Genomic DNA, 20,142 nt, shown 5'->3' with positions numbered 1-20,142 from the left:
AGTGGATGGCATGCCACCGCAGTCTCGTGGCAAGACCATCCAGGATGATGCAGGTGTCGGAGCGCGCCGACACATGCAAGTTCAATGCCATTTGCCGGTCTGTTCAGTGCCTGGCGGCGGGCGCCGTGCGCACGCGCAGCATGCTGAACACGCCCGCCATGGCCGCAAAGCAGCCCGCCACGGCCAGGGCCACGATTTCGGCATGGCCGCCATGCCCGCCCGAGACGGTGAAGATGGTGGCCAGCACCACGGCCCCCAGCGTCTGCCCCGTGAGCCGCGCCGAGCTCAGCATGCCGCCGGCCGCGCCGCTGCGTGCCAGCGGCGCCGAGGTCACGATGGTGTGGTTGTTGGGCGACTGGTACAGCGCAAAGCCGCTGCCCGCCAGCAGCATGCGCCAGACCATGTCCAGGGTCGAGGGCGCATCGGGCATGGCCGCCAGCGCCCACAGGCCGCAGGCGAACATGGCCATGCCGATGCCGCCCAGCAGCCCGTCCGCATAGCGGCCGATGAGCCGGCCCGCAATGGGCGCCGTCATCACCGTGGCCAGCGGCCAGGCCGTGATCAGCAGCCCGGCCTCGATGGGCGACATGCCGTGCGACTCCAGCAGCAGGAAAGGCAGGGCCAGGTAGGCCAGCATCTGCGCGCAAAAGGCGCTCACCGATCCGCACATGGACAGCGCGAACACCGGAATGCGCAGCAGGTCCACCGGCAGCAGCGGCGCAGGCAGGCGCCACTGGCGGCGCACATACCACAGCCCCACCAGCAGGCCCGCGCCCAGCAGCCACCAGCCCGAAGGCAGGGACGACTGGGCACCGCCGGCGCGCATGCCCAGCTGCTCGCCGCCCAGGAAGATCAGGCTGAACATGAGGATGTTGAGCAGCACATCCAGCGGCGACAGCCGCGCGCCCGCGTGTGCCGGCACCGCATTGGCCGGCAGCGCCCGGCGTCCCAGCCACAGCGTGAACAGGCCCAGCGGCAGGTTGGCCGCAAACAGCCAGGGCCAGCTGGCCACCGACAAAATGGCCGCCGCCACCGAAGGCCCGGCCATGGATGCCGTGGCCACCACCAGCGAATTGACGGCCATGCCCCGGCCCAGCAAGGCACGCGGATAGATCAGCCGCACCAGGGCGGCGTTGACGCTCATCACGCCCGCAGCGCCCAGGCCCTGCAGCGCCCGCGCAGCCACCAGCGTGGGCAGCGATGTGGCCAGCATGGCTGCCAGCGAGGCCAGGGAGAACACCAGCATGCCCACCAGATACACGCGGCGGTAGCCCAGGCGTTCGCCCAGGGCCGCCAGCGGCAGCAGCAGCACCAGGCTGGCAAGCTGGTAGGAATTGACCACCCACAGCGTATGGGCCGAGCTGGCCTGCAGCTCGCGCGCCATGGCTGGCAGTGCCAGATTGACCAGGGTGCTGTCCAGCACCGACAGCGTCAGCCCCAGGATGATGACCAGCATGGCCTGGCCGCGGGGGCCGGACGCAAGTCCGTCGGGTACAGGCCCACCAGCCTCTGCTGCGGGAGCCACGCTCATGAATGGCCCTTTGCACCCACGCGGTGAGCACGTGCGCCGCCCAGCGTGATCCAGGCCAGCGCCACGCCGATCAGCGCGCCCGTGGCCATGCCCACCACCATGGGCAGGGGCTTGCCCGTGGAGAACAGGCCCACGATCTGCATGGCCGCCGCACCCGACAGCATCTGCAGCGTGCCCAGCAGCGCCGAGGCCGTGCCGGCGATGGCGCCGTGCTCCTCCAGCGCCAGCACCGAGGTCGTCGGAATCACCAGCCCCATCAGCGCGCTGGCCACGAAGTACAGGCCGATCAGCACGGCCAGCCGCTCACCGCCCAGCAGGTAGTACGACAGCAGCGACAGCATCACCAGGCCCGAGCCGGTGGCCGCCACCTTGACCACGCGCACCAGGCCGAAACGCTGGCCCAGCCAGCCCGTGAACTGCGCCGCGCCGATGAAGGCGATGGCGTTGAGCCCGAAGGCCAGGCTGTACTGGGTGGAGCTGAGCCCGTAGTAGTTGATCAGCACAAAGGGAGAGCCAGCCAGGTAGACGAAAAAGCCCGCCATGGCGCAGCCGCCGATGAAGACCAGGCCCAGGTAATGCCAGTCGCGCAGCAGCACGCCGTAGGCGCGCAGTGCGCCGGCCACGCTGCTGTCCAGCCGCGCGGCGGCCCCGCGCGTTTCCTTCAGGCCCATGAACACGGCCACCAGGCCGATCACGGCCGCCACGGCCACGGCCCAGAACACGCCGCGCCAGCTGCTGACGGCGATCACGCCGCTGCCGGCCAGCGGCGCCAGGATGGGAGAGACGCTGAACACCAGCATCAGCAGCGACATCATGCGGGCCGCCGCGTGGCCGGTGTGCAGGTCGCGCACCACGGCGCGCGGCACGGCCATGCCGGCGGCCGCGCCCAGGCCCTGGATGAAGCGCAGCACCACCAGCGTCTCGATGCTGGTGGCCATGGCGCAGCCCACGCTGGCCAGCGCGAACACGGTCAGGCCGAAGTACAGCGGCGGCTTGCGCCCCACCATGTCCGAGACCGGCCCGTACAGCAGCTGGCCCACGCCCAGCGAAAGAAAGAAGGCCGTCAGGCTGGCCTGCACCGCGCCCACCTGGGCGCCCAGGCTGCTGCCGATCTGGGGCAGCGCGGGCAGGTACATGTCGATGGCAAACGGGCCGATGGCCGAGAGCAGGCCCAGGATCAGCACCAGACGCAGCGTGTGGGAATCAGGGGAAGCGGGAGAAGAAGAGGGAGAAGGCATAGACGCAGACATAGACGCGCCATTGTGGCGGCAAGCGCTGCGGGCTGCAGGGTGGTGCTCACATTTCCTGGGCAGGCGGGCCGGCGCGTGCGGCGCTGGCGGCTTGCCGTGGCACAAGTTTGCGGGGCCGCAACCCTGTTACGCTCGGATACGAGATTGCCAACACAGCAGCATAGACACCCCATGCACTCATCCACGCCCCTCTTCCTGCCGACCCTCAACGCATTGCCAAGGCCCCTGCTTGCCGCCCTGCTGCTGGGCGCGTGCATGCAGGGCCCGGCCCATGCGGCGCCGCCGCAGGCCCGCGGTGACGCCAAGGCCGGCGCCACTGCCATGCTGGAAGTGTCCGAAGACGGCCGCGACGTGATCGACCGCCGCGCCCGCCTGCTGTGGCCGCGCTGCGTGGAAGGCATGCACTGGAATGGCAAGACCTGCGCGGGCCTGCCGGAGCTGTTCACGCACAAGCAGGCGCAGGCCCTGGCCGCCGAGCGGGCTAAGCAGGACGGCGTGCGCTGGCGCCTGCCGCGCGTCAACGAGATGCGCCGGCTGATCTCGCGCGATATACGGCCGCAAGGCCTGTCGCCCGAGCTGTTCCCGGGCGCGCCGCGCGGCTGGCACTGGACGGGCACGGCAGCGGTGAACGCACGGCCCGTCAATCCCTACAACTACAGCAACATCTCGGGCAGCGCCGGTACGCAGCTGTCGGCCCAGCAGGCCTGGGCGATTGACCTCGACAGCCTGGAGACGCGGCCCGACATGGGGCGCGGCAACCAGCTCATGGTGCGGCTGGTGCGGCCCCTGCCCTCCGCGCCGCCAGAGGAAAAGGCCGAGGCTCCCGCCAGGCCAGCCCCCCACCGGCCGGACCCGGACGAGGAGGACTGACGCTCAGGCCGCGCGCAGCGAGGCCTTCAAGCTGGCGCCCAGTTCGGGCTTGTGCGCGAACGGATCGGTGGGATTGCGGCCCTGCACCACATCCTCCATGCGGGTCTGGACCGAGCCCAGCGCCTGCGGATGGCTGTAGATGTAGAACTGGTTGGCCGCAATGGCGTCGAAAACCTTCTGCGCCACATCGGGGGCCGTGACCTTGCCCGAGCCCACGGCCTTCTCGCTCATGGCCTGGCCTATCTTCTGGCTGGCCGTCAGCGGCTGGGCGGCCAGGTGGCTGGGCCGGTTGCGCTCGCTGTGGCTGATGCCCGTGGGAACGAAGAAGGGGCACAGCACGCTGGCGCTGATCTGGTCGGAGACCAGGGCCAGGTCCTGGTAGAGCGTCTCGGTCAGGCTCACCACGGCATGCTTGCTGACGTTGTAGATGCCCATGTTGGGCGGCGCCAGCAGGCCGGCCATGCTGGCCGTGTTGACGATGTGGCCCTCGAAGGACGGGTCGGCCTTGGCCGCCTCCAGCATCATGGGCGTGAACAGCCGCACGCCGTGGATCACGCCCCAGAGGTTGACGCCCAGCACCCACTGCCAATCTTCCAGCGTGTTCTCCCAGACCAGCCCGCCCGCGCCCACGCCTGCGTTGTTGAACACGAAGTGCGGCGCGCCGAACTGCTGGCGCACCTCATCGGCCAGGGCCTGCATCTGGGCTGCGTCGGACACATCCACGCGGCGCGCCAGCACGCGCACGCCCTGCCCTTCGAACTCGGCGGCGGCCCTGTCCAGCGCTTCCTGCTGCACATCGACCAGCACCAGGTTCATGCCCAGCTTCGCGCCGATGCGCGCGCACTCCAGGCCGAAGCCCGAGCCTGCGCCCGTCAGCACCGCCGTCTTGCCCTTGAAGTTCTTGATCATTCCCTTGTCTCCTGGTTTTTGTGGTGGTTCAGATCAATTTGACGAGTTGCTTTCCAAAGTTCTTGCCCTTGAGCAGACCCAGGAAAGCGGAAGGTGCGGAGGCAATGCCTTCGGCAATGCTCTCGCGCGGGCGCAGCTTGCCGGTGCCCACCAGGCGGCCCAGTTCCTGCAGCGCCTCGGGCCAGACTTCCATGTGCTCGCTGACGATGAAGCCTTCGATGCGGATGCGGTTGATCAGGATGAGCGCGGGATTGGTCATGGGCAGCGGCGTGCCGTCGTAGCCGGCGATCATTCCGCACAGCGCGATGCGCGCAAAGGCGTTGGTGCGCAGCAGCACGGCGTCGAGGATGTAGCCGCCCACGTTCTCGAAGTAGCCGTCGATGCCCTGCGGGCAGGCGTCCTTGAGCGCCTTGGCCATGGTCTTGGTGTCGGGGTGCTCGCGGTAGTCGATGCAAGCGTCGAAGCCCAGCTCCTCGGTGGCGTAGCGGCACTTCTCGGGGCCGCCCGCAATGCCCACCACGCGGCAGCCGCGTGCCTTGGCCAGGGCCGCGAACGCGCTGCCCACGGCGCCCGTGGCGGCGCTGACCACCACGGTCTCGCCGGCCTTGGGGGCGATGATCTTGACCAGGCCGTACCAGGCCGTCACGCCGGGCATGCCCACGGCGCCCAGGTAGTGCGACAGCGGCACATGGGTGGTGTCCACCTTGCGCAGCATGCCGGGCGCATCGCCATCGACCACGCTGTATTCCTGCCACCCGCCCATGCCCACGACCTTGTCGCCAACGGCAAACTTGGGATGGCGGCTTTCCACCACCTCGCCCACGGTGCCGCCGATCATGACCTCACCCAGCGGCTGCGGCTGGGCGTAGCTCTTGCTGTCATTCATGCGGCCGCGCATGTAGGGGTCCAGGCTCAGGTAGTGGTGGCGCACCAGCACCTGGCCTTCGGCCAGCGCCGGGGTCTCGGTACTGACAAGGCGGAAATTGCTTTCCACGGCTTCGCCCTCGGGGCGGTTGTCGAGCAGGATCTGCTGGTTCACGGGCATGGGAAAACCTCCGGTGGCATCACAAACAATGAAACCAGTTCCCGGTGCTGCCGGGGCTGGCGTGTGGCATTGGGTATCTGGCAAATTCGCCGTGCGGATCAGTCCGTGGCGAGGGTTGTCTCGGCGGCGGCCGGCTTGGCCACGCGCGGCATGTACTTGAACGTTCCGGTCGCATGGCTGCACAGCCGGCCCGAGGCATCGAACACGCGCGCCTCGGTATAGGCCATGGAACGCGTGCGGTGCAGCACCACGCCCTTGGCCACCAGGGGGCCGCGCGCCGGCTGCATGAAGCTGGTCTTCATCTCTATGGTCACGCAGCCCATATCGCGCTGCAGGCTGCGTGCGGCCACGGCCATGGTCACGTCCAGCAGGGTCATGGTGGCGCCGCCGTGGGTCACGTCAAAGGTGTTCAGGTGCTCAGGACGCGCCTCGAAGCGCAGTTCGGACTCCCCGTCCTCCATGCTGTGCAGGGTGAAACCCAGGTGGTCGACGAAGGGGATGGGGTGGCCAAAATCCAGCACGAAATTCTCCAGTTCAGATCGCAATGCAGGCGAGCATAAGGGCGCCCGAAGGCACCATGGCGCGCGGCGGCACGATCTGCGGGAAAAACTGTCACCTCGGCAGCAGCGCCGCCGCGTTCAGCCGCCCACCAGGGCGCTGACGCCGCCGTCCACGGCCATCCACTGGCCCGTGATGTGCTTGCCCGCGTCGCTGGCGTACAGCAGGGTCAGGCCCTTGAGGTCCTCGTCGTCGCCCAGGCGGCGCAGCGGGGCATGGGATTTCATCTCGTCCTCGCCCAGGGTCTCGATCAGCACGCTGGCCATCTTGGTCTTGAAAAAGCCCGGGCAGATGGCGTTGACGGTGATGCCATGCACGCCCCACTCGCCGGCCAGCGCGCGCGTGAAGTTGATGACGGCTCCCTTGGAGGTGTTGTAGGCAATGGTCTTCATGCCCAGCGGGTTGCCGCCCAGGCCTGCGATGGAGGCCAGGTTGATGATGCGCCCGGTCTTGCGCGGGATCATGCTGCGCCGCGCGATCTGCTGGCTCAGCAGGAAGTAGCCGCGCACGTTGAGGTTCATCACCTTGTCCCAGGCGGCCACCGGGTGCTCCTCGGCCGGCGCGCCCCAGCTGGCGCCCGCGTTGTTGATGAGGATGTCCACCTGGCCCAGGCGCTCCAGCGTCTCGGCGGCCAGGCGCTCGATATCGGCCTCGTTGGCGCAGTCGGCGGCGATCCAGCGGGCGTCGATGCCTGCGGCCTGCAGCTCGGCGGCGGCTTCCTCCAGGTCGGCAGCCTTGCGCGAACTCAGCATGATCCTGGCGCCCGCCTCGCCCAACGCATGGGCCATCTGCAGGCCCAGGCCGCGCGAGCCGCCGGTCACCAGGGCCGTCTTGCCGGTGAGGTCGAAAAGTTGCTGCACATTGCGAGTCATTCGTCTGTCTCCTGCGCCGGGTCTTGTGTGCCGGTCATGGGTGGAATGGAGGGCGGCCCTCCCCTGCCGGGACGGCCTGCAGCGGCGATTGTGCAAGCCGCCCCGCCGTGCCGCATGTCACATGCGTGTCCGGCCCGTCAATCCCCGAACAGCGAGCGCGTGCCGCCCCAGGCCGCACCCTCGATCTCCAGCATGCGCAGCTTGGTCAGCGCACCTGCGCCGCCCGAAAAACCGCCCGGCTGGGCGCCGGCGGCCAGCACGCGGTGGCAGGGAATCACGGGCGCGAAGGGGTTGAGGCCCAGCGCCTGTCCCACGGCGCGCGACAGGCCCACCTCGCCCAACTCGCGCGCGATCTCGCCATAGGTGCGCGTATGGCCGGGAGCGATGGCACGCGTCAGCTCGTAGACGCGGCGGTGAAATTCCGACACGCCGTGCCAGTCCAGCGCCAGCCCGGCCAGATCCGGCAATGCCTCGCCTGCGGGCAGCATGCGCCGTGATCGCAGATCGGGCAGCACCGGGCCGTCACGCAACTGCTGTGCGCTGGGCGCGAGAGGCTCCACAGTCCATTCGCCATGGCCCGCCATGAGCACCTGCACGCCGGCGATGGCCTGTGCCACGCTCACCGGCAGGTCCTCGGCCCGCGCCGCTGCGGCGTAGCTGCCCGGTCTGCGCAATTGCACGCCGCGCAGCATGCGCGTGCGCGTGGCGGCCGGGCCGTCCACCTCGGGCAACTGAAAGGCCACCAGGCCGCAGGCGCCCCAGGCCACGCCGCAGGGCCCCACGCGCGTGGCAAACAGCGCGTGGCCCGTGGCTTCGGGGTCCCAGGCCGGGCTGCCCGTGGTCGATTCGTTCTTCATGGCGATGGTTTTCTCCTTGCAGGCGATTGTGGCCGCACGACTGCAGCCGCTGCCCGGCAGCGACCCCACCGGGATAACACTGTAAAAAAACACCGGAAAAATACTGGATGTGCAGCCAGTTAATACTGTATATTTCGCCAGTCATCATCCTCATCTCATGAACCATGGACATGCAAGAAGCCGCCTTCACCGTCACCTTGTGTGACTACCCCAACCTGCCCGAGCAGGAACGCAACAAGGCCGAGGCACGCTATGCCCGCGTGCTGGAACGCCAGCTCGGCAGTGCCGAGCAGGTCAGCGAAACCCTGTCGCTCGTACAGGGGCTGGAGGACATGCCTCCAGAGGAAATCAGCGAAGACGCCAAGCTCGCCTTCACCCGCTGGATGAAAGCCGCCCGCGCCGCCACCGAGGCCGGCATGCAGGGCCTGGGCGATGGCGAGTGCAGCTTCTTCGAGGTGCGCCGCGGCTGGCGGCATTGAGCCTGCCCGCGGCACCGCTGAATGGGGCCTGAGCCCGGGTTTGCCTGGGCTGGGCCCCAAACTGCATACACTGGCAGACCTTTTCGTCGGCCCCTGCCTGGTTCCAAGCGGTTCCACCGGGCATGCCCGGCGCCCCTGCCAGATCCAGCCTTTCCCATGCAAGCCCTGCTCGACGCCATCGCCCGGATGGCCCTGCCCTCCGACGCCCAACGCATCTTCCACGGCCGTGGCGGCCTGTACCCGGGCTGCGAGCATCTGGTGCTCGATGCCTTCCCGCCCGTGCTGGTGCTCACCAGCTTCCAGCCGCTGGACGAAGACGCCCTGGCCGCCATCGGCACGGCGCTGTCACTGCGCTGGAGCGAACTGGCACCGGGCCAGCCCCTGAACTGGGTCTACCAGCTGCGCCAGCCCGCCGCGCCCGCCGAAACCCGGCTCATGGCCGGCGAAGTGCCAGACCCGCACATCGTCACCGAGGCCGGCACGCGCTACCGCGTGCAGGTGCTGCGCGGCCAGAACCACGGCCTGTTCCTGGACATGGCCGAAGGCCGGCGCTGGGTGCACGCGCATGTCGCCAACCATCCCGAGCACCGCCATGGCATCAAGGTGCTCAACCTGTTCGCCTACACCTGCGCCTTTTCGGTGGTGGCCCTGCAGGCCGGGGCGCGCCATGTGATGAACATGGACATGGCCCAGGGCGCGCTGGCCACGGGCCAGCAGAACCACCGGCTCAACGATCTGTCGGGCGCCAGCTTCCTGGCCCACGACATCTTCAGCAGCTGGGGCAAGATCACGCGCGGCGGGCCGTACCACCTGATCGTGGTGGACCCGCCCAGCTACCAGAAGGGCAGCTTCGTCGCCACCAAGGACTATGCCCGCCTGATGCGCCGCCTGCCCGACCTGCTGCGCCCCGGCGGCCATGTGCTGCTGTGCCTGAACGCGCCCGAGATGGGCACGCAGTTCCTGACATCGCAGATGCAGGAAGTGGCCCCCGAGCTGGAGTTCGTCGAGCGCCTGGCCAATCCGGCCACCTTCGCCGACATCGACGCCGAGCGCAGCCTCAAGGTGCTGGTCTACAGGGCGCCCGCAACCCCCGCAACACCCGCAGCGGCCGACACGGCTTCCTGACCCGCCCGGCCCTTGAGCGCACGGCGCCCCGCATAGACGGCGGCCGGGCCCAGTTCGCGCTCGATGCGCAGCAGCCGGTTGTACTTGGCCGTGCGGTCGGCGCGCGACAGCGAGCCGGTCTTGATCATGGCGCACTGGGCCGCCACGGCCAGGTCGGCAATGCTGGTGTCCTCGGTCTCGCCCGAGCGGTGCGACATCACCACGCCATAGCCCGCGCCATGCGCCAGGCGCAGCACGTCCCAGGTTTCGGTCAGCGTGCCGATCTGGTTGATCTTGACCAGGATGGCATTGCCCACGCCCCGGGCAATGCCGCTCTCGAACAGGCCGGGGTTCGTGCAGAACACATCGTCGCCCACCAGCTGGCAGCGTCCGCCCAGGCGCCGGCCCAGGGCCTGCCAGCCCTCGATATCGTCCTCGGCCATGCCGTCCTCGATGGAGACGATGGGGTAGTGCTCCACCAGTTGCGCCAGGTAGTCCACCTGCTGCTGGCGGCTGCGCACCAGGCCCTCGCCCGCGTAGCGGTAGCCGTCCTCGCCATGGAATTCACTGGCCGCAGGGTCCAGGGCCAGGGCGATGTCCCTGCCGGGGCGCAGGCCGGCGCGCTCGATGGCGGCCATCAGGTGGTCCAGCGCCTCGGGCGCGCTGCGCAGGGCGGGCGCAAAGCCGCCCTCATCGCCCACGTTGACGCTGTGGCCTGCGGCCTTGAGCGCATGGCGCAGCGTGTGGAAGACCTCGGCGCCCATGCGCAGCGCCTCACCGAAGCTGTCCGCCCCCACCGGCAGCAGCATGAACTCCTGGAAGTCCAGCGGATTGTCGGCATGGGCGCCACCGTTGATGACATTGATCATGGGCACGGGCAGCACGCGCGCCTGGGCACCGCCCATGTGCCGCCACAGCGGCATGCGCTGGCTGGCCGCCGCCGCGCGGGCCACGGCCAGCGACACGCCCAGCAGCGCGTTGGCGCCCAGCCGGCTTTTGCCGGGCGTGCCGTCCAGCGCCATCATGGCCGTGTCGATACGGCCCTGGGCGTCTGCCTGCATGCCGCGCAGCAGATCGCGCAGCTCGGTGTTGACGGCCTGCACCGCCCCCAGCACGCCCTTGCCCAGGTGGCGCGAGGCATCGCCGTCGCGCCGCTCCAGCGCCTCATGCCGCCCCGTGGAGGCGCCCGAGGGCACCAGGGCCAGGCCGCGTGCGCCGTCCTCCAGTTCGACCTCGACCTCCACGGTGGGATGGCCCCGGCTGTCCAGCGCCTCATGGGCCGCGATATCGGTGATCTGCATGGAAACTCCTTTTCGTCAAGAAATTGAACTGTGCAAAGGAGCTGGCAAGCCTGCAAAACTCCAATGCACAGGCACCCATGCTAGAAATCACGGCGATGCGGGACAATGCAGTTTTTCTGCCCATGCGTCAGCTTTTCTGACGAATTGATTGCCATGAGACAACTGCCGCCGCTGGCCGCCCTGCGCGCCTTCGAGGCCATTGCCCGCACCGGCTCGGTGACCCGCGCGGCCGAGGAACTGTGCCGCAGCCACGGCGCCATCAGCCGCCACCTGCGCCTGCTGCAGGAGCACGCGGGCGCGGCGCTGTTCGAGAAAGAAGGCACGGGCCTGCGCCTGACCGAGGCCGGCGCCGCCTTCCATGCCTCGGTGCGCACGGCCTTCGACCAGCTGGAGGCCGCCTATGCCCAGCTGGCGCGCGACGCCCAGGCACCGGGGCTGCATGTAGCCTGCAGCGCCACCTTTGCCATGCGCTGGCTGGTGCCGCAGCTGGCGGTGTTCTACCGCAGCCACCCACATATCCGCATCCGCCTGTCAATGACCTCGGCGCGCGAGATGCGCAATGAAGGCGCCGACCTGATCATTGCCTGGGACCTGTCCACCTACGGCGAGGCAGACCGCCGCCGCGCCATCGAACTGGCGCCCGTGCACTTCGGCGCAGTCTGCACGCCGGCCTATGCCCGGCGCCGGCCCGCCAACCGCGCGCGCATTGCACATGAGTACACGGCCAGCGCCTGGAACCAATGGGAAGCCCTGACGGGCCAGCCCGTGGCCCTGGGCGAGACGCTGGCGTTCCCGCACACCCACCTGTGCATAGAGGCAGCACTGTCGGGCCTGGGCGTTGCCCTCGTGGAGCAGCGGCTGATCGCACGCGAGCTCCAGGAGGGGCTGCTGGTGGCGCCCCATGGCTTCGTGCCCTTCGAGGGTGGCCTGCGCGCCGTGCCCGCCGCAGGGCGTGCGCTGCCCGCCCAAGCAGGGGTCTTCATCGAATGGATGCGCAGCGCGCTGGCCAGCTAGAGCCGCCCCCACTCCCGCAGGCGCCGGTACAGCAGCCCGCGCGAGACGCCCAGCATGCGGGCGGCCTGCGAGATATTGCCCTGGCAGCGGGCCAGGGCCTGCTCAATCAGCTCGCGGCTGGCCTCGCCCAGGGAAGACGGTGCCTCGGACGGCGCCTCGGCGGGCGGCGGCAGGGCCTCGATGGCCGGCAGCCCCTCTTCGACATGGGAAGATGCCTCATCCAGCTGCACCTGCATCCACAGCGTCAGCCCCGTAGGCAGCATCTGCGGGCGCGCCTGGCCGTGGTGGGCCAGCTCCAGCAACTGGTTCAGGCCCAGGCCGAAGACTTCCTCTGCCGCCAGCCCCTCGGCGGGCCGGCGCGGGCTGTCGAACAACTGGGCACCCACGCCGTTGAACCAGCGCACCATGCCTTCGCCATCCACGGCGGCCAGCCCTTCCAGCGGCGTGCCGAACATGCTGCGGCTGGACTGGAAGCGCAGCAGCAGGTGCATGCGGGCGGCGCCCACCAGCAGCCGGTTCTCGATGCAGGTGGCGTACATGTGGGCCATGGCGCCTGCGTCGAAGCGAAAGGGGCCCGCCTCGCTGCTCAGGTCCAGCATGGCCACGGTGCGCCCGCTGGCGTCGCGCACGGGCGCGGCCGCGCAGTGCAGCGAGGCCAGGCAGCGAAAGAAATGCTCGCCGCCACGCACATGGCAGACCTCGCCCGTGCGCACGGCCACGCCGGGTGCGCCCGTGCCCACGGCATCCTCGGCAATGTTCACGCCCACGCGCGCGGCCGTCAGCAGCAGCGGGCCGTCGCCCGGCGTGGGGCGCGAGGCGATCAACACCACGCCCTCGCTGCAGGTGAGCATGGCGCGCGCCTGGCTGCCCGCGATCACGGTCTCGAGTTCGGCGATGGGGTCGCGCGCCGCCTCGATCAGCGCGCGGTTGTGGGTCAGCAAGGTGGCCGTGCGGATCTTGCTGACCGGGTCGAAGCTGATCTTCTCGTCGGGGCTGCGGCTGGCGCCCAGGCAGCGCGTCCAGGACTGCAGCACGGGCTCGGACACCAGGCCCGAGGGGCGCTCGCCACGCTCGAAATAGCGCTCGCGCGCCAGCGCCACCCGGTCCTGGCGCGTGGCATAGAAGGGGTTGGAGGACAGTGGGGCGGGAGGCGGCTGTTGCATGACGGACATCAAAACTGCCGCGATTGTTGTTCCGCCACGGCACAGGACAGCACTAGGGAAATCACCCGTGTTGGAACGGATTGCCGGGCTCGGTAACCTCGGGCATCGCCACAGGCCCGCCCGCAATGACACGCTCCCCCCACAGCACAAGACACACCCGGCCCGCCCTGTCCACCCTGGGCGCCGCACTGGCCTGTACGCTGCACGCCCTGCACGCCCTGCCCGCCCACGCGGCGGACGCAGCGCAGGACTCCAGCGAGGCCCTGCTCGCCCCCGTGGTCATCACGGCCAGCCAGCCCGGCGCCGGCCCCGACCTGTGGCGTGCCACCGCCGCCATCGACAGCGTGGAAGGCGCCGTGCTGCGAGACGGGCAGATGCAGATCAACCTGTCCGAGAGCCTGGCGCGCGTGCCGGGCCTGGTGGTGCTGAACCGCCAGAACTTCGCCCAGGACCTGCAGATCTCGGTGCGCGGCTTCGGTGCGCGCTCCACCTTTGGCGTGCGCGGGCTGCGCCTGTACGTGGACGGCATTCCGGCAGGCGCGCCCGACGGCCAGGGCCAGGCCGCCAACTTCACGCTGGGCAACGCCGCGCGCCTGGACGTGGTGCGCGGCCCGGCCGCCGTGCTCTACGGCAACAGCGCAGGCGGCGCACTGCTGCTGTACACCGAAGATGGCGAGGAACCGGGCCTGTGGCGCAGCGGCATGGCCGTGGGGCCGGACGGGCTGTGGCGCCTGTCCACCCAGCTGCGCGGCACTATCGGGGGCAGAAAGCCGGACCAGGCGGATGGCGGCTCCGCCCCATGGCGCTATGCCATCCACATCGAGCGCTTCGCCACCGACGGCATGCGCCCCCAGTCGGCCACCGACCGCAGCACGGCCCACATGAAGCTGTCACGCAAACAGGGCGACGACCAGTGGCTGCTGCAGTACCAGGAGCAGCGCTCCAGCGCCCAGGACCCGCTGGGCCTGACACGCGCGGAGTTCGAGGCCGACCCCGGCCAGACCACGGCCAGCGCGCTGCGCTTCAACACGCGCAAAAGCGTGCGCCAGCGCCAGCTGGGCGCCGCCTGGCAGCACCAGTTCGGCGCGGGCCAGCGCCTGGAACTCATGGCCTATGCGGGTACGCGCTCCGTGCTGCAGTACCAGTCCATTCCCGTGGCCACGCAGGCACCGCCCTCGCATTCAGGCGGCGTGATCGACCTGGACCGCGACTACGCGGGCATGAACCTGCGCTGGCGCAGCACCCATGAGGACGTGGCTGGCGGCCGGCTGGACTGGTCGGCGGGCCTGGCCTACGACTGGCAGGGCGAGACCCGGCGCGGCTACGAGAACTTCATCGGCAGCCAGCTCGGCGTGCAGGGCCGGCTGCGCCGCGACGAACGCAACCAGGCGCGCTCCGCCGACCCCTACCTGCAGGCCGAGTGGAGCACGCAGAGCCTGGCCCTGAGCGCCGGCCTGCGCCAGGCGCGCGTGCGCTACCGCTCCGAGGACCACTACATCACAGCCGGCAATGGCGACGACAGCGGCAGCATGGCCTGGCGCGGCTGGCTGCCCTCGCTGGGCCTGCGCGTGAACCTGCTGCCGGAGCTGGTGGCCCACGCATCGGTGGGCCGGGGCATGGAAACGCCCACGCTCAACGAAGTGGCCTACCGGCCCGGTGGCCAAAATGGCATGAACAGCGGCCTGAACACCGGCCTGGCCGCCAGCGCCCACAACACCGTCGAGGTCGGCCTGCGCGGGCGCCACGGCAACGCGGGCTGGAACCTCACGCTGTTCGAGACCCATACCCAGCGCGAACTCACCGTGCTGTCCAACACGGGCGGGCGCGCCACCTACCAGAACGCAGGCCGCACGCTGCGCCGGGGGCTGGAATTCTCGGGCAATGCCCAATGGGGGCCACTCACGGCCAGCACCGCCCTGACCCTGCTGCAGGCCCGCTACCGCGACAGCTTCCTGACCTGCGAGGCCACGCCCTGCACCACGCCCACCGCCCCGGTGGATGCCGGCGCGCGCCTGGCCGGCACCGCGCCGCGCCGCCTGTGGAGCGAGCTGGCCTGGCAGCTGTCGCCGCAATGGACCTGGACCGTGGACATGCTGCACAGCGGCCCCGTGGCCGTGAACGACCGCAACACCGACCGCGCGGCCGGCTACACCGTCTGGGGCTCCAGCCTGCGCTGGTCACGGCAATGGCAGCAGTGGAGCGCCCAGACCTTTGTGCGGCTGGACAACCTGTTCGACCGGCGCTATGCGGGGTCGGTCATCGTCAACGAGGGCAACCAGCGGTTCTTTGAGCCGGGTGCGGGACGCGGGCTGTCGGCCGGGGTCACGGTCAGCCGGACGTTCTGAGCTGTTCCACGGCGGTACAGATCCGCCCCCGGGTAAATCCGAATGTTGTGACCGAAGGCCGCTTTTTTTATCGTCTCCCACATGGTGCCCTTGCCCCCAGCGCCATGCACGCAAAAACAAACCACACAGGAGACGAGACAACATGAAGACCCACGTGCTTTCCTCCACGCTGCTGGCCGCCGGCCTGGCACTGGCCCTTCCCGGCGCCACGCTGGCACAGGCCGGCCTGCCAAGCAAAGGCTCGCCCGAGCACATACGCGCCGTCACCTCGCGCATCGACTCGCAGAGCATCCGCGACAACGCGCGCAGCTCCAAGGACTGGCCCAGCTACGGCATGGACTACAGCGAGACGCGCTTTTCCAAACTCAGGCAGCTGGACACGGCCAATGTGAAGCGGCTGGGCCTGGTCTGGTCGTATGACCTGGAATCCACGCGCGGCGTGGAGTCCACGCCCGTGGTGGTCGATGGAATCATGTACGTCACGGCCAGCTGGAGCGTGGTGCATGCAGTGGACGTGCGCACCGGCAAGCGCCTGTGGAGCTACGACCCCGGCGTGGACCGTGCCAATGGCTTCAAGGGCTGCTGCGACGTGGTCAACCGGGGCGTGGCGGTCTACAAGGGCAAGGTGTATGTGGGCGCCTTCGATGGCCGCCTGGTGGCGCTGGACGCGGCCACGGGCCAGAAGGTCTGGGAGCAGGACACCATCATCGACCGCGCCTTCTCGTACACCATCACGGGCGCACCGCGCGTCATCAAGGGCAAGGTGCTGATCGGCAACGGCGGCGCCGAGTACGGCGTGCGCGGCTATGTCACGGCCTATGACGCCGAGACCGGTGCCCAGCAATGGCGCTGGTTCACCGTGCCAGGCGATCCGTCCAAGCCCTTCGAGAACGAGGCCATGGCCCGCGCCGCCAAGACCTGGGACCCGGCCGGCAAGTGGTGGGAGGCCGGTGGCGGCGGCACGGCCTGGGACACCATGGCCTATGACCCCGAGCTCAACCTCATGTACATCGGCACGGGCAACGGCTCGCCCTGGGCGCAAGCCAAGCGCAGCCCGGCCGGTGGCGACAACCTGTACCTGGCCAGCATCGTGGCGCTGAACCCCGATACGGGCGAGTACGTCTGGCATTACCAGGAGACGCCGGGCGACAGCTGGGACTTCACCTCCACCCAGCCCATGGTGCTGGCCGACATCAAGATCGGCGGCAAGCAGCGCAAGGTCATCCTGCATGCGCCCAAGAACGGCTTCTTCTTCGTGATCGACCGCACCAACGGCCAGTTCATCTCGGCCAAGAACTTCGTCGATGTGAACTGGGCCAGCGGCTACGACGCCAAGGGCCGCCCCATCGAGACACCGATTGCGCGCAGCGGCGACCGCGCGCGCGACGTGATCCCCAGCCCCTTCGGCGCGCACAACTGGCATTCCATGTCCTACAGCCCCGACACGGGCCTGGCCTACCTGCCGGCCCAGCATGTGCCGCTGACCCTGCAGGACAACAAGAACTGGAAGTTCAACGGCGGCTCCCTGCCCGAGCCGCACAGCAATATCGGCTGGAACACGGCCACGCTGGTCAACATGGAGCCGCCCAAGAGCACGCCCTTCGGCCGCCTGATCGCCTGGGACCCGGTGGCACAGAAGGAGCGCTGGCGCGTGGAGCATGCCTCGCCCTGGAACGGCGGCACGCTGGCCACGGCGGGCAACCTGGTGTTCCAGGGCACGGCCGACGGCCGCTTCGTGGCCTATGACGCGCGCAACGGCAAGAAGCTCTGGGAAAAGCCCACGGGCACGGGCGTGGTGGCCGCACCCATCACCTATGAGGTCGATGGCCGGCAGTACGTCTCCATCGCCGTGGGCTGGGGCGGCGTCTACGGCCTGGCCGCGCGCCACACCGAGCGCAAGGGCCCGGGCACGGTCTACACCTTCGCGCTGGACGGCAAGGCCGAGGCGCCTGCCTTCGTCGCCTACCAGCAGGGCAAGCTGCTGCAGGGCGTGCCCTACGACAAGAGCCTGGTGGCCGAAGGCACGGCCCTGTATGTCAGCAACTGCGCCTTCTGCCACGGCGTGCCCGGCGTGGACCGGGGCGGCAACCTGCCCAACCTGGGCTACCTGGACCCGGCCTATATCGAGCACCTGGACAAGTTCATCTTCAAGGGCCCGGCCATGTCGCGCGGCATGCCCGACTTCACGGGCAAGCTGAGCATGGACGACGTGGAAAAGATCAAGGCCTTCATCCAGGGCACGGCCGACGCGGTGCGGCCCAAGTAGCCAGCGCGAGCCGCCCTCCCCCTCCCCCAACCTCCCATTCCCCTCCCCGGCCCTGCTGTCCTGCAGCAGGCCTGGGCAGGGCTTTGCCTGAAAACACCGGACCGGACTCTTCGCCATGCCATCCAAGCCCTTCACCCGCGCATCCCTGGCCCTGGCAGCCATGGCCGCATGCGCCACCTTCAATGCCCACGCCGTCGATATCGACGCGGGCGACTACACCGCCCTGCCGCCCGGCACCACGCTGGGCATGGTCTATTACCAGCACGCCACGCGGGACCGCCTCTATGCCAATGGCGACCAGGCGCCCATACGGCCGAGGCTGACCTCGGACATCGGCATAGCGCGCGGCGTGCACTTCATGAAGCTGGGCGACTACGTGATCGACCCGCAGTTCCTGCTGCCCTTCGGGCGCCTGTCGGCCTCGCGCGATATCGCGGCCATGGGCAGCAACACCGGCGTGGGCGACCTGATGCTGGCCGCCACCCTGTGGCTGACCAAGCCCGGCGACAAGGAGCACTTCGGCATCACCCCCTTTGTCTGGCTGCCCACGGGCCAGTACAACCGCAACGACCCGCTGAGCCTGGGCGAGAACCGCTGGAAGGCGGCCCTGCAGGCCGGCTGGATCAAGCCGCTGGGCAAGAGCGTGACCATGGACCTGGCGGCCGATGTCACCGTCTTCGGCAAGAACGACGACTTCGGCGCCCAAAGCGCCACGCTCAAGCAAAAGGCGCAGTTCCAGTTCCAGGGCCTGCTGCGCTACCACCTGTCGGAGACCTCGGACCTGCGCCTGGGCCTGTCGCACCTGACGGGCGGCGAGACCCAGGTCAACGGCGTGTCGCAAGGCGACCGCCAGTCCACCACCAAGGTCTCTTTCGGCGGCGCGGTCTTTGTCGCGCCGAAGACGCAGCTGCTGGCCACCGTGGGCCGCGACCTGCATGTGCGCCAGGGCTTCAAGGAGAACGCCCGCATCAACCTGCGCCTGCTGCAGGTTTTCTGATCCCACCCCCCCCTTTCCACCGTTCACCCCCAAGGAGCACACCATGAACCTCAGCGACATCCAGCACCAGATCACCGAGCGCGCCAGCGCCTTCCTCAACCGGGGCACGCATGACCTCTTCATCGACGGCCAATGGGTGGCGGCCCGGACCGGCCAGCGCCTGTCCACCGTCAACCCGGCCACCGAGGCCGTGATCGCCGAAGTCGCCAGCGCCGGCCCGGCGGACGTGGACCTGGCCGTGCGCGCCGCGCACCGCGCGCTGCACCTGGGCCCCTGGGGCCGCATGCGCCCCGTGGAGCGCGAGCGCCTGATGCTGCGCCTGGCCGACCTCATGGAGACCCATGCCCAGGCCCTGGCCGAGGTCGAATCGCTGGACAACGGCAAGTCCGCCGCCATTGCGCGCGCCGTGGACATCGCCATGGCCATCGACTCCATCCGCTACATGGCCGGCTGGGCCACCAAGATCGAGGGCATGACGCACGAGCACTCCGTGCCCTTCGCGCCCGAGGCGCAGATGTTCACCTACACCCGGCGCGAGCCCGTGGGCGTGGTCGCCGCCGTCGTGCCCTGGAACTTCCCCCTGCTCATGGCCAGCTGGAAGCTGGCGCCCGCGCTGGCTGCAGGCTGCACCCTGGTGCTCAAGCCCGCCGAGCAGACGCCGCTGACCGCGCTGATGCTGGCCGAGCTGATCCAGGAAGCGGGCTTTCCGCCCGGCGTGTTCAACGTGGTCACGGGCGACGGCCCCGGCACGGGTGCGCCCCTGGTCTCGCACCCGCTGGTCAACAAGGTCAGCTTCACGGGCTCTACCGAGGTGGGCAAGCTCATCGGCCATGCCTGCATGGACAACATGACGCGCATCACGCTGGAGCTGGGCGGCAAGTCCCCCGTCATCGTGCTCGACGACTGCGACCCGGCCACGGCGGCGGCGGGTGCGGCCAATGCCATCTTCTTCAACCACGGCCAGGTCTGCTGCGCGGGCTCGCGCCTGTACGTGCACAAGAGCATGTTCGACCGCGTGGTGGCCGACGTGGCCGACCAGGCCGCCCGGCTCACCCTGGGCCATGGCCTGGACCCCCGCGCACAGATGGGCCCGCTGGTCTCGCAGGAGCAAATGGAGCGTGTCTGCAGCTACATCGACATAGGCCGCAGCCAGGGCGCCGAGGTGGTGACGGGCGGCGCCCGCGCAGGCCAGCGCGGCTACTTCGTGCAGCCCACGGTGATGACCGGCGTGCAGCACGACCACCGCGTGGCACGCGAGGAAATCTTCGGCCCCGTGCTCGTGGCCATGCCCTATGACGACCTCGACGAAGTCGCCGCCTGGGCCAACGACACGCCCTACGGCCTGGGCGCCAGCATCTGGTCCAACAACCTGTCCAAGGTCCACCGGCTGATCCCCAAGATCCAGTCCGGCACGGTCTGGGTCAACTGCCACAGCACCCTGGACCCGGGCATGCCCTTCGGCGGCTACAAGCAGTCCGGCATGGGCCGCGACATGGGCCGCACCGCGCTGGATGCCTATCTGGAGACCAAGTCAGTGTTCATCAATCTGTGAGTCGGATACGGCGGGCCGCTCCCTGGCCC

The 20,142-nt window shown here is 69.4% G+C and carries 17 protein-coding genes; 8 read left to right on the top strand and 9 right to left on the bottom strand.

Annotated features, from left to right (window positions below; genetic code table 11):
- Nucleotides 1-103: 103 nt before the first annotated feature.
- Nucleotides 104-1,531 (bottom strand): MFS transporter, encoded by a 1,428-nt coding sequence (locus tag AC5I49_RS02850; protein ID WP_026062877.1) that lies wholly within the window; start codon nucleotides 1,529-1,531, stop codon nucleotides 104-106.
- Nucleotides 1,528-2,769 (bottom strand): multidrug effflux MFS transporter, encoded by a 1,242-nt coding sequence (locus AC5I49_RS02845; RefSeq protein WP_280047921.1) that lies wholly within the window; start codon nucleotides 2,767-2,769, stop codon nucleotides 1,528-1,530. Before AC5I49_RS02845 ends, AC5I49_RS02850 begins: the two co-directional genes overlap by 4 nt.
- A 183-nt stretch (nucleotides 2,770-2,952) precedes the next feature.
- Here AC5I49_RS02845 and AC5I49_RS02840 point away from each other — a divergent pair, with 183 nt between their 5' ends.
- A complete protein-coding gene (locus AC5I49_RS02840; RefSeq protein WP_017407324.1) occupies nucleotides 2,953-3,651 on the top strand; it encodes an Lcl C-terminal domain-containing protein in 699 nt (232 codons plus the stop codon).
- Nucleotides 3,652-3,654: 3 nt separating this feature from the next.
- Here the strand turns inward: AC5I49_RS02840 and AC5I49_RS02835 are convergent, their stop codons facing one another.
- From AC5I49_RS02835 to AC5I49_RS02815, 5 genes are all read right to left on the bottom strand, one after another.
- Nucleotides 3,655-4,560: an SDR family oxidoreductase gene (locus AC5I49_RS02835; protein WP_013802724.1), complete on the bottom strand. Its 906-nt coding sequence runs from the start codon at nucleotides 4,558-4,560 to the stop codon at nucleotides 3,655-3,657.
- A 28-nt stretch (nucleotides 4,561-4,588) separates the two neighbouring features.
- Nucleotides 4,589-5,605, bottom strand: coding sequence for an NADP-dependent oxidoreductase (locus tag AC5I49_RS02830; RefSeq protein ID WP_207442709.1), 1,017 nt, complete (start codon nucleotides 5,603-5,605; stop codon nucleotides 4,589-4,591).
- A gap of 98 nt (nucleotides 5,606-5,703) precedes the next feature.
- Nucleotides 5,704-6,126 (bottom strand): PaaI family thioesterase, encoded by a 423-nt coding sequence (locus tag AC5I49_RS02825; protein WP_495788813.1) that lies wholly within the window; start codon nucleotides 6,124-6,126, stop codon nucleotides 5,704-5,706.
- A gap of 117 nt (nucleotides 6,127-6,243) precedes the next feature.
- A complete protein-coding gene (locus AC5I49_RS02820; RefSeq protein ID WP_016452876.1) occupies nucleotides 6,244-7,035 on the bottom strand; it encodes an SDR family oxidoreductase in 792 nt (263 codons plus the stop codon).
- Nucleotides 7,036-7,172: 137 nt separating this feature from the next.
- A complete protein-coding gene (locus AC5I49_RS02815) occupies nucleotides 7,173-7,892 on the bottom strand; it encodes a methylated-DNA--[protein]-cysteine S-methyltransferase (RefSeq protein WP_047218261.1) in 720 nt (239 codons plus the stop codon).
- Between the two features lie 164 nt (nucleotides 7,893-8,056).
- Between AC5I49_RS02815 and AC5I49_RS02810 the strand changes: the two genes are divergently transcribed.
- Nucleotides 8,057-8,371, top strand: a complete 315-nt coding sequence (locus tag AC5I49_RS02810; RefSeq protein ID WP_016446792.1) for a hypothetical protein — start codon at nucleotides 8,057-8,059, stop codon at nucleotides 8,369-8,371.
- A 156-nt stretch (nucleotides 8,372-8,527) separates the two neighbouring features.
- Entirely contained in the window at nucleotides 8,528-9,496 is a 969-nt protein-coding gene (locus AC5I49_RS02805; RefSeq protein WP_016446791.1) for a class I SAM-dependent methyltransferase, read from the top strand.
- Here AC5I49_RS02805 and eno read toward each other — a convergent pair.
- Nucleotides 9,442-10,776 (bottom strand): phosphopyruvate hydratase, encoded by a 1,335-nt coding sequence (gene eno / locus AC5I49_RS02800; RefSeq protein ID WP_016446790.1) that lies wholly within the window; start codon nucleotides 10,774-10,776, stop codon nucleotides 9,442-9,444. The two genes, AC5I49_RS02805 and eno, sit on opposite strands and share 55 nt — an antisense overlap.
- Nucleotides 10,777-10,881: 105 nt before the next feature.
- Here eno and AC5I49_RS02795 point away from each other — a divergent pair, with 105 nt between their 5' ends.
- Entirely contained in the window at nucleotides 10,882-11,790 is a 909-nt protein-coding gene (locus AC5I49_RS02795) for a LysR substrate-binding domain-containing protein (protein ID WP_016446789.1), read from the top strand.
- Here AC5I49_RS02795 and AC5I49_RS02790 read toward each other — a convergent pair.
- Nucleotides 11,787-12,953, bottom strand: a complete 1,167-nt coding sequence (locus tag AC5I49_RS02790; protein ID WP_495788812.1) for a helix-turn-helix domain-containing protein — start codon at nucleotides 12,951-12,953, stop codon at nucleotides 11,787-11,789. The two genes, AC5I49_RS02795 and AC5I49_RS02790, sit on opposite strands and share 4 nt — an antisense overlap.
- A 125-nt stretch (nucleotides 12,954-13,078) precedes the next feature.
- Here AC5I49_RS02790 and AC5I49_RS02785 point away from each other — a divergent pair, with 125 nt between their 5' ends.
- From AC5I49_RS02785 to AC5I49_RS02770, 4 genes are all read left to right on the top strand, one after another.
- Nucleotides 13,079-15,298, top strand: coding sequence for a TonB-dependent receptor domain-containing protein (locus tag AC5I49_RS02785; protein ID WP_495788811.1), 2,220 nt, complete (start codon nucleotides 13,079-13,081; stop codon nucleotides 15,296-15,298).
- Nucleotides 15,299-15,440: 142 nt separating this feature from the next.
- Nucleotides 15,441-17,564 (top strand): PQQ-dependent dehydrogenase, methanol/ethanol family, encoded by a 2,124-nt coding sequence (locus tag AC5I49_RS02780; RefSeq protein ID WP_495788810.1) that lies wholly within the window; start codon nucleotides 15,441-15,443, stop codon nucleotides 17,562-17,564.
- A gap of 115 nt (nucleotides 17,565-17,679) precedes the next feature.
- Entirely contained in the window at nucleotides 17,680-18,561 is an 882-nt protein-coding gene (locus AC5I49_RS02775; protein ID WP_495788809.1) for a transporter, read from the top strand.
- A 43-nt stretch (nucleotides 18,562-18,604) separates the two neighbouring features.
- A complete protein-coding gene (locus tag AC5I49_RS02770; protein ID WP_017407231.1) occupies nucleotides 18,605-20,113 on the top strand; it encodes an aldehyde dehydrogenase family protein in 1,509 nt (502 codons plus the stop codon).
- The last annotated feature ends 29 nt before the right edge of the window (nucleotides 20,114-20,142 follow it).

This window comes from Delftia sp. (assembly GCF_059499305.1).
This window is presented reverse-complemented; position numbering and strand designations above follow the sequence as displayed.

Bases quoted from the DNA above. Each gene is read 5' to 3' on its own strand.
- AC5I49_RS02850 (WP_026062877.1), bottom strand. From the start codon at position 1,531: ATGAGCGTGGCTCCCGCAGCAGAGGCTGGTGGGCCTGTACCCGACGGA.
- AC5I49_RS02845 (WP_280047921.1), bottom strand. From the start codon at position 2,769: ATGCCTTCTCCCTCTTCTTCTCCCGCTTCCCCTGATTCCCACACGCTG.
- AC5I49_RS02840 (WP_017407324.1), top strand. From the start codon at position 2,953: ATGCACTCATCCACGCCCCTCTTCCTGCCGACCCTCAACGCATTGCCA.
- AC5I49_RS02835 (WP_013802724.1), bottom strand. From the start codon at position 4,560: ATGATCAAGAACTTCAAGGGCAAGACGGCGGTGCTGACGGGCGCAGGC.
- AC5I49_RS02830 (WP_207442709.1), bottom strand. From the start codon at position 5,605: ATGCCCGTGAACCAGCAGATCCTGCTCGACAACCGCCCCGAGGGCGAA.
- AC5I49_RS02820 (WP_016452876.1), bottom strand. From the start codon at position 7,035: ATGACTCGCAATGTGCAGCAACTTTTCGACCTCACCGGCAAGACGGCC.
- AC5I49_RS02815 (WP_047218261.1), bottom strand. From the start codon at position 7,892: ATGAAGAACGAATCGACCACGGGCAGCCCGGCCTGGGACCCCGAAGCC.
- AC5I49_RS02810 (WP_016446792.1), top strand. From the start codon at position 8,057: ATGGACATGCAAGAAGCCGCCTTCACCGTCACCTTGTGTGACTACCCC.
- AC5I49_RS02805 (WP_016446791.1), top strand. From the start codon at position 8,528: ATGCAAGCCCTGCTCGACGCCATCGCCCGGATGGCCCTGCCCTCCGAC.
- eno (WP_016446790.1), bottom strand. From the start codon at position 10,776: ATGCAGATCACCGATATCGCGGCCCATGAGGCGCTGGACAGCCGGGGC.
- AC5I49_RS02795 (WP_016446789.1), top strand. From the start codon at position 10,882: ATGCAGTTTTTCTGCCCATGCGTCAGCTTTTCTGACGAATTGATTGCC.
- AC5I49_RS02790 (WP_495788812.1), bottom strand. From the start codon at position 12,953: ATGCAACAGCCGCCTCCCGCCCCACTGTCCTCCAACCCCTTCTATGCC.
- AC5I49_RS02785 (WP_495788811.1), top strand. From the start codon at position 13,079: ATGACACGCTCCCCCCACAGCACAAGACACACCCGGCCCGCCCTGTCC.
- AC5I49_RS02780 (WP_495788810.1), top strand. From the start codon at position 15,441: ATGAAGACCCACGTGCTTTCCTCCACGCTGCTGGCCGCCGGCCTGGCA.
- AC5I49_RS02775 (WP_495788809.1), top strand. From the start codon at position 17,680: ATGCCATCCAAGCCCTTCACCCGCGCATCCCTGGCCCTGGCAGCCATG.
- AC5I49_RS02770 (WP_017407231.1), top strand. From the start codon at position 18,605: ATGAACCTCAGCGACATCCAGCACCAGATCACCGAGCGCGCCAGCGCC.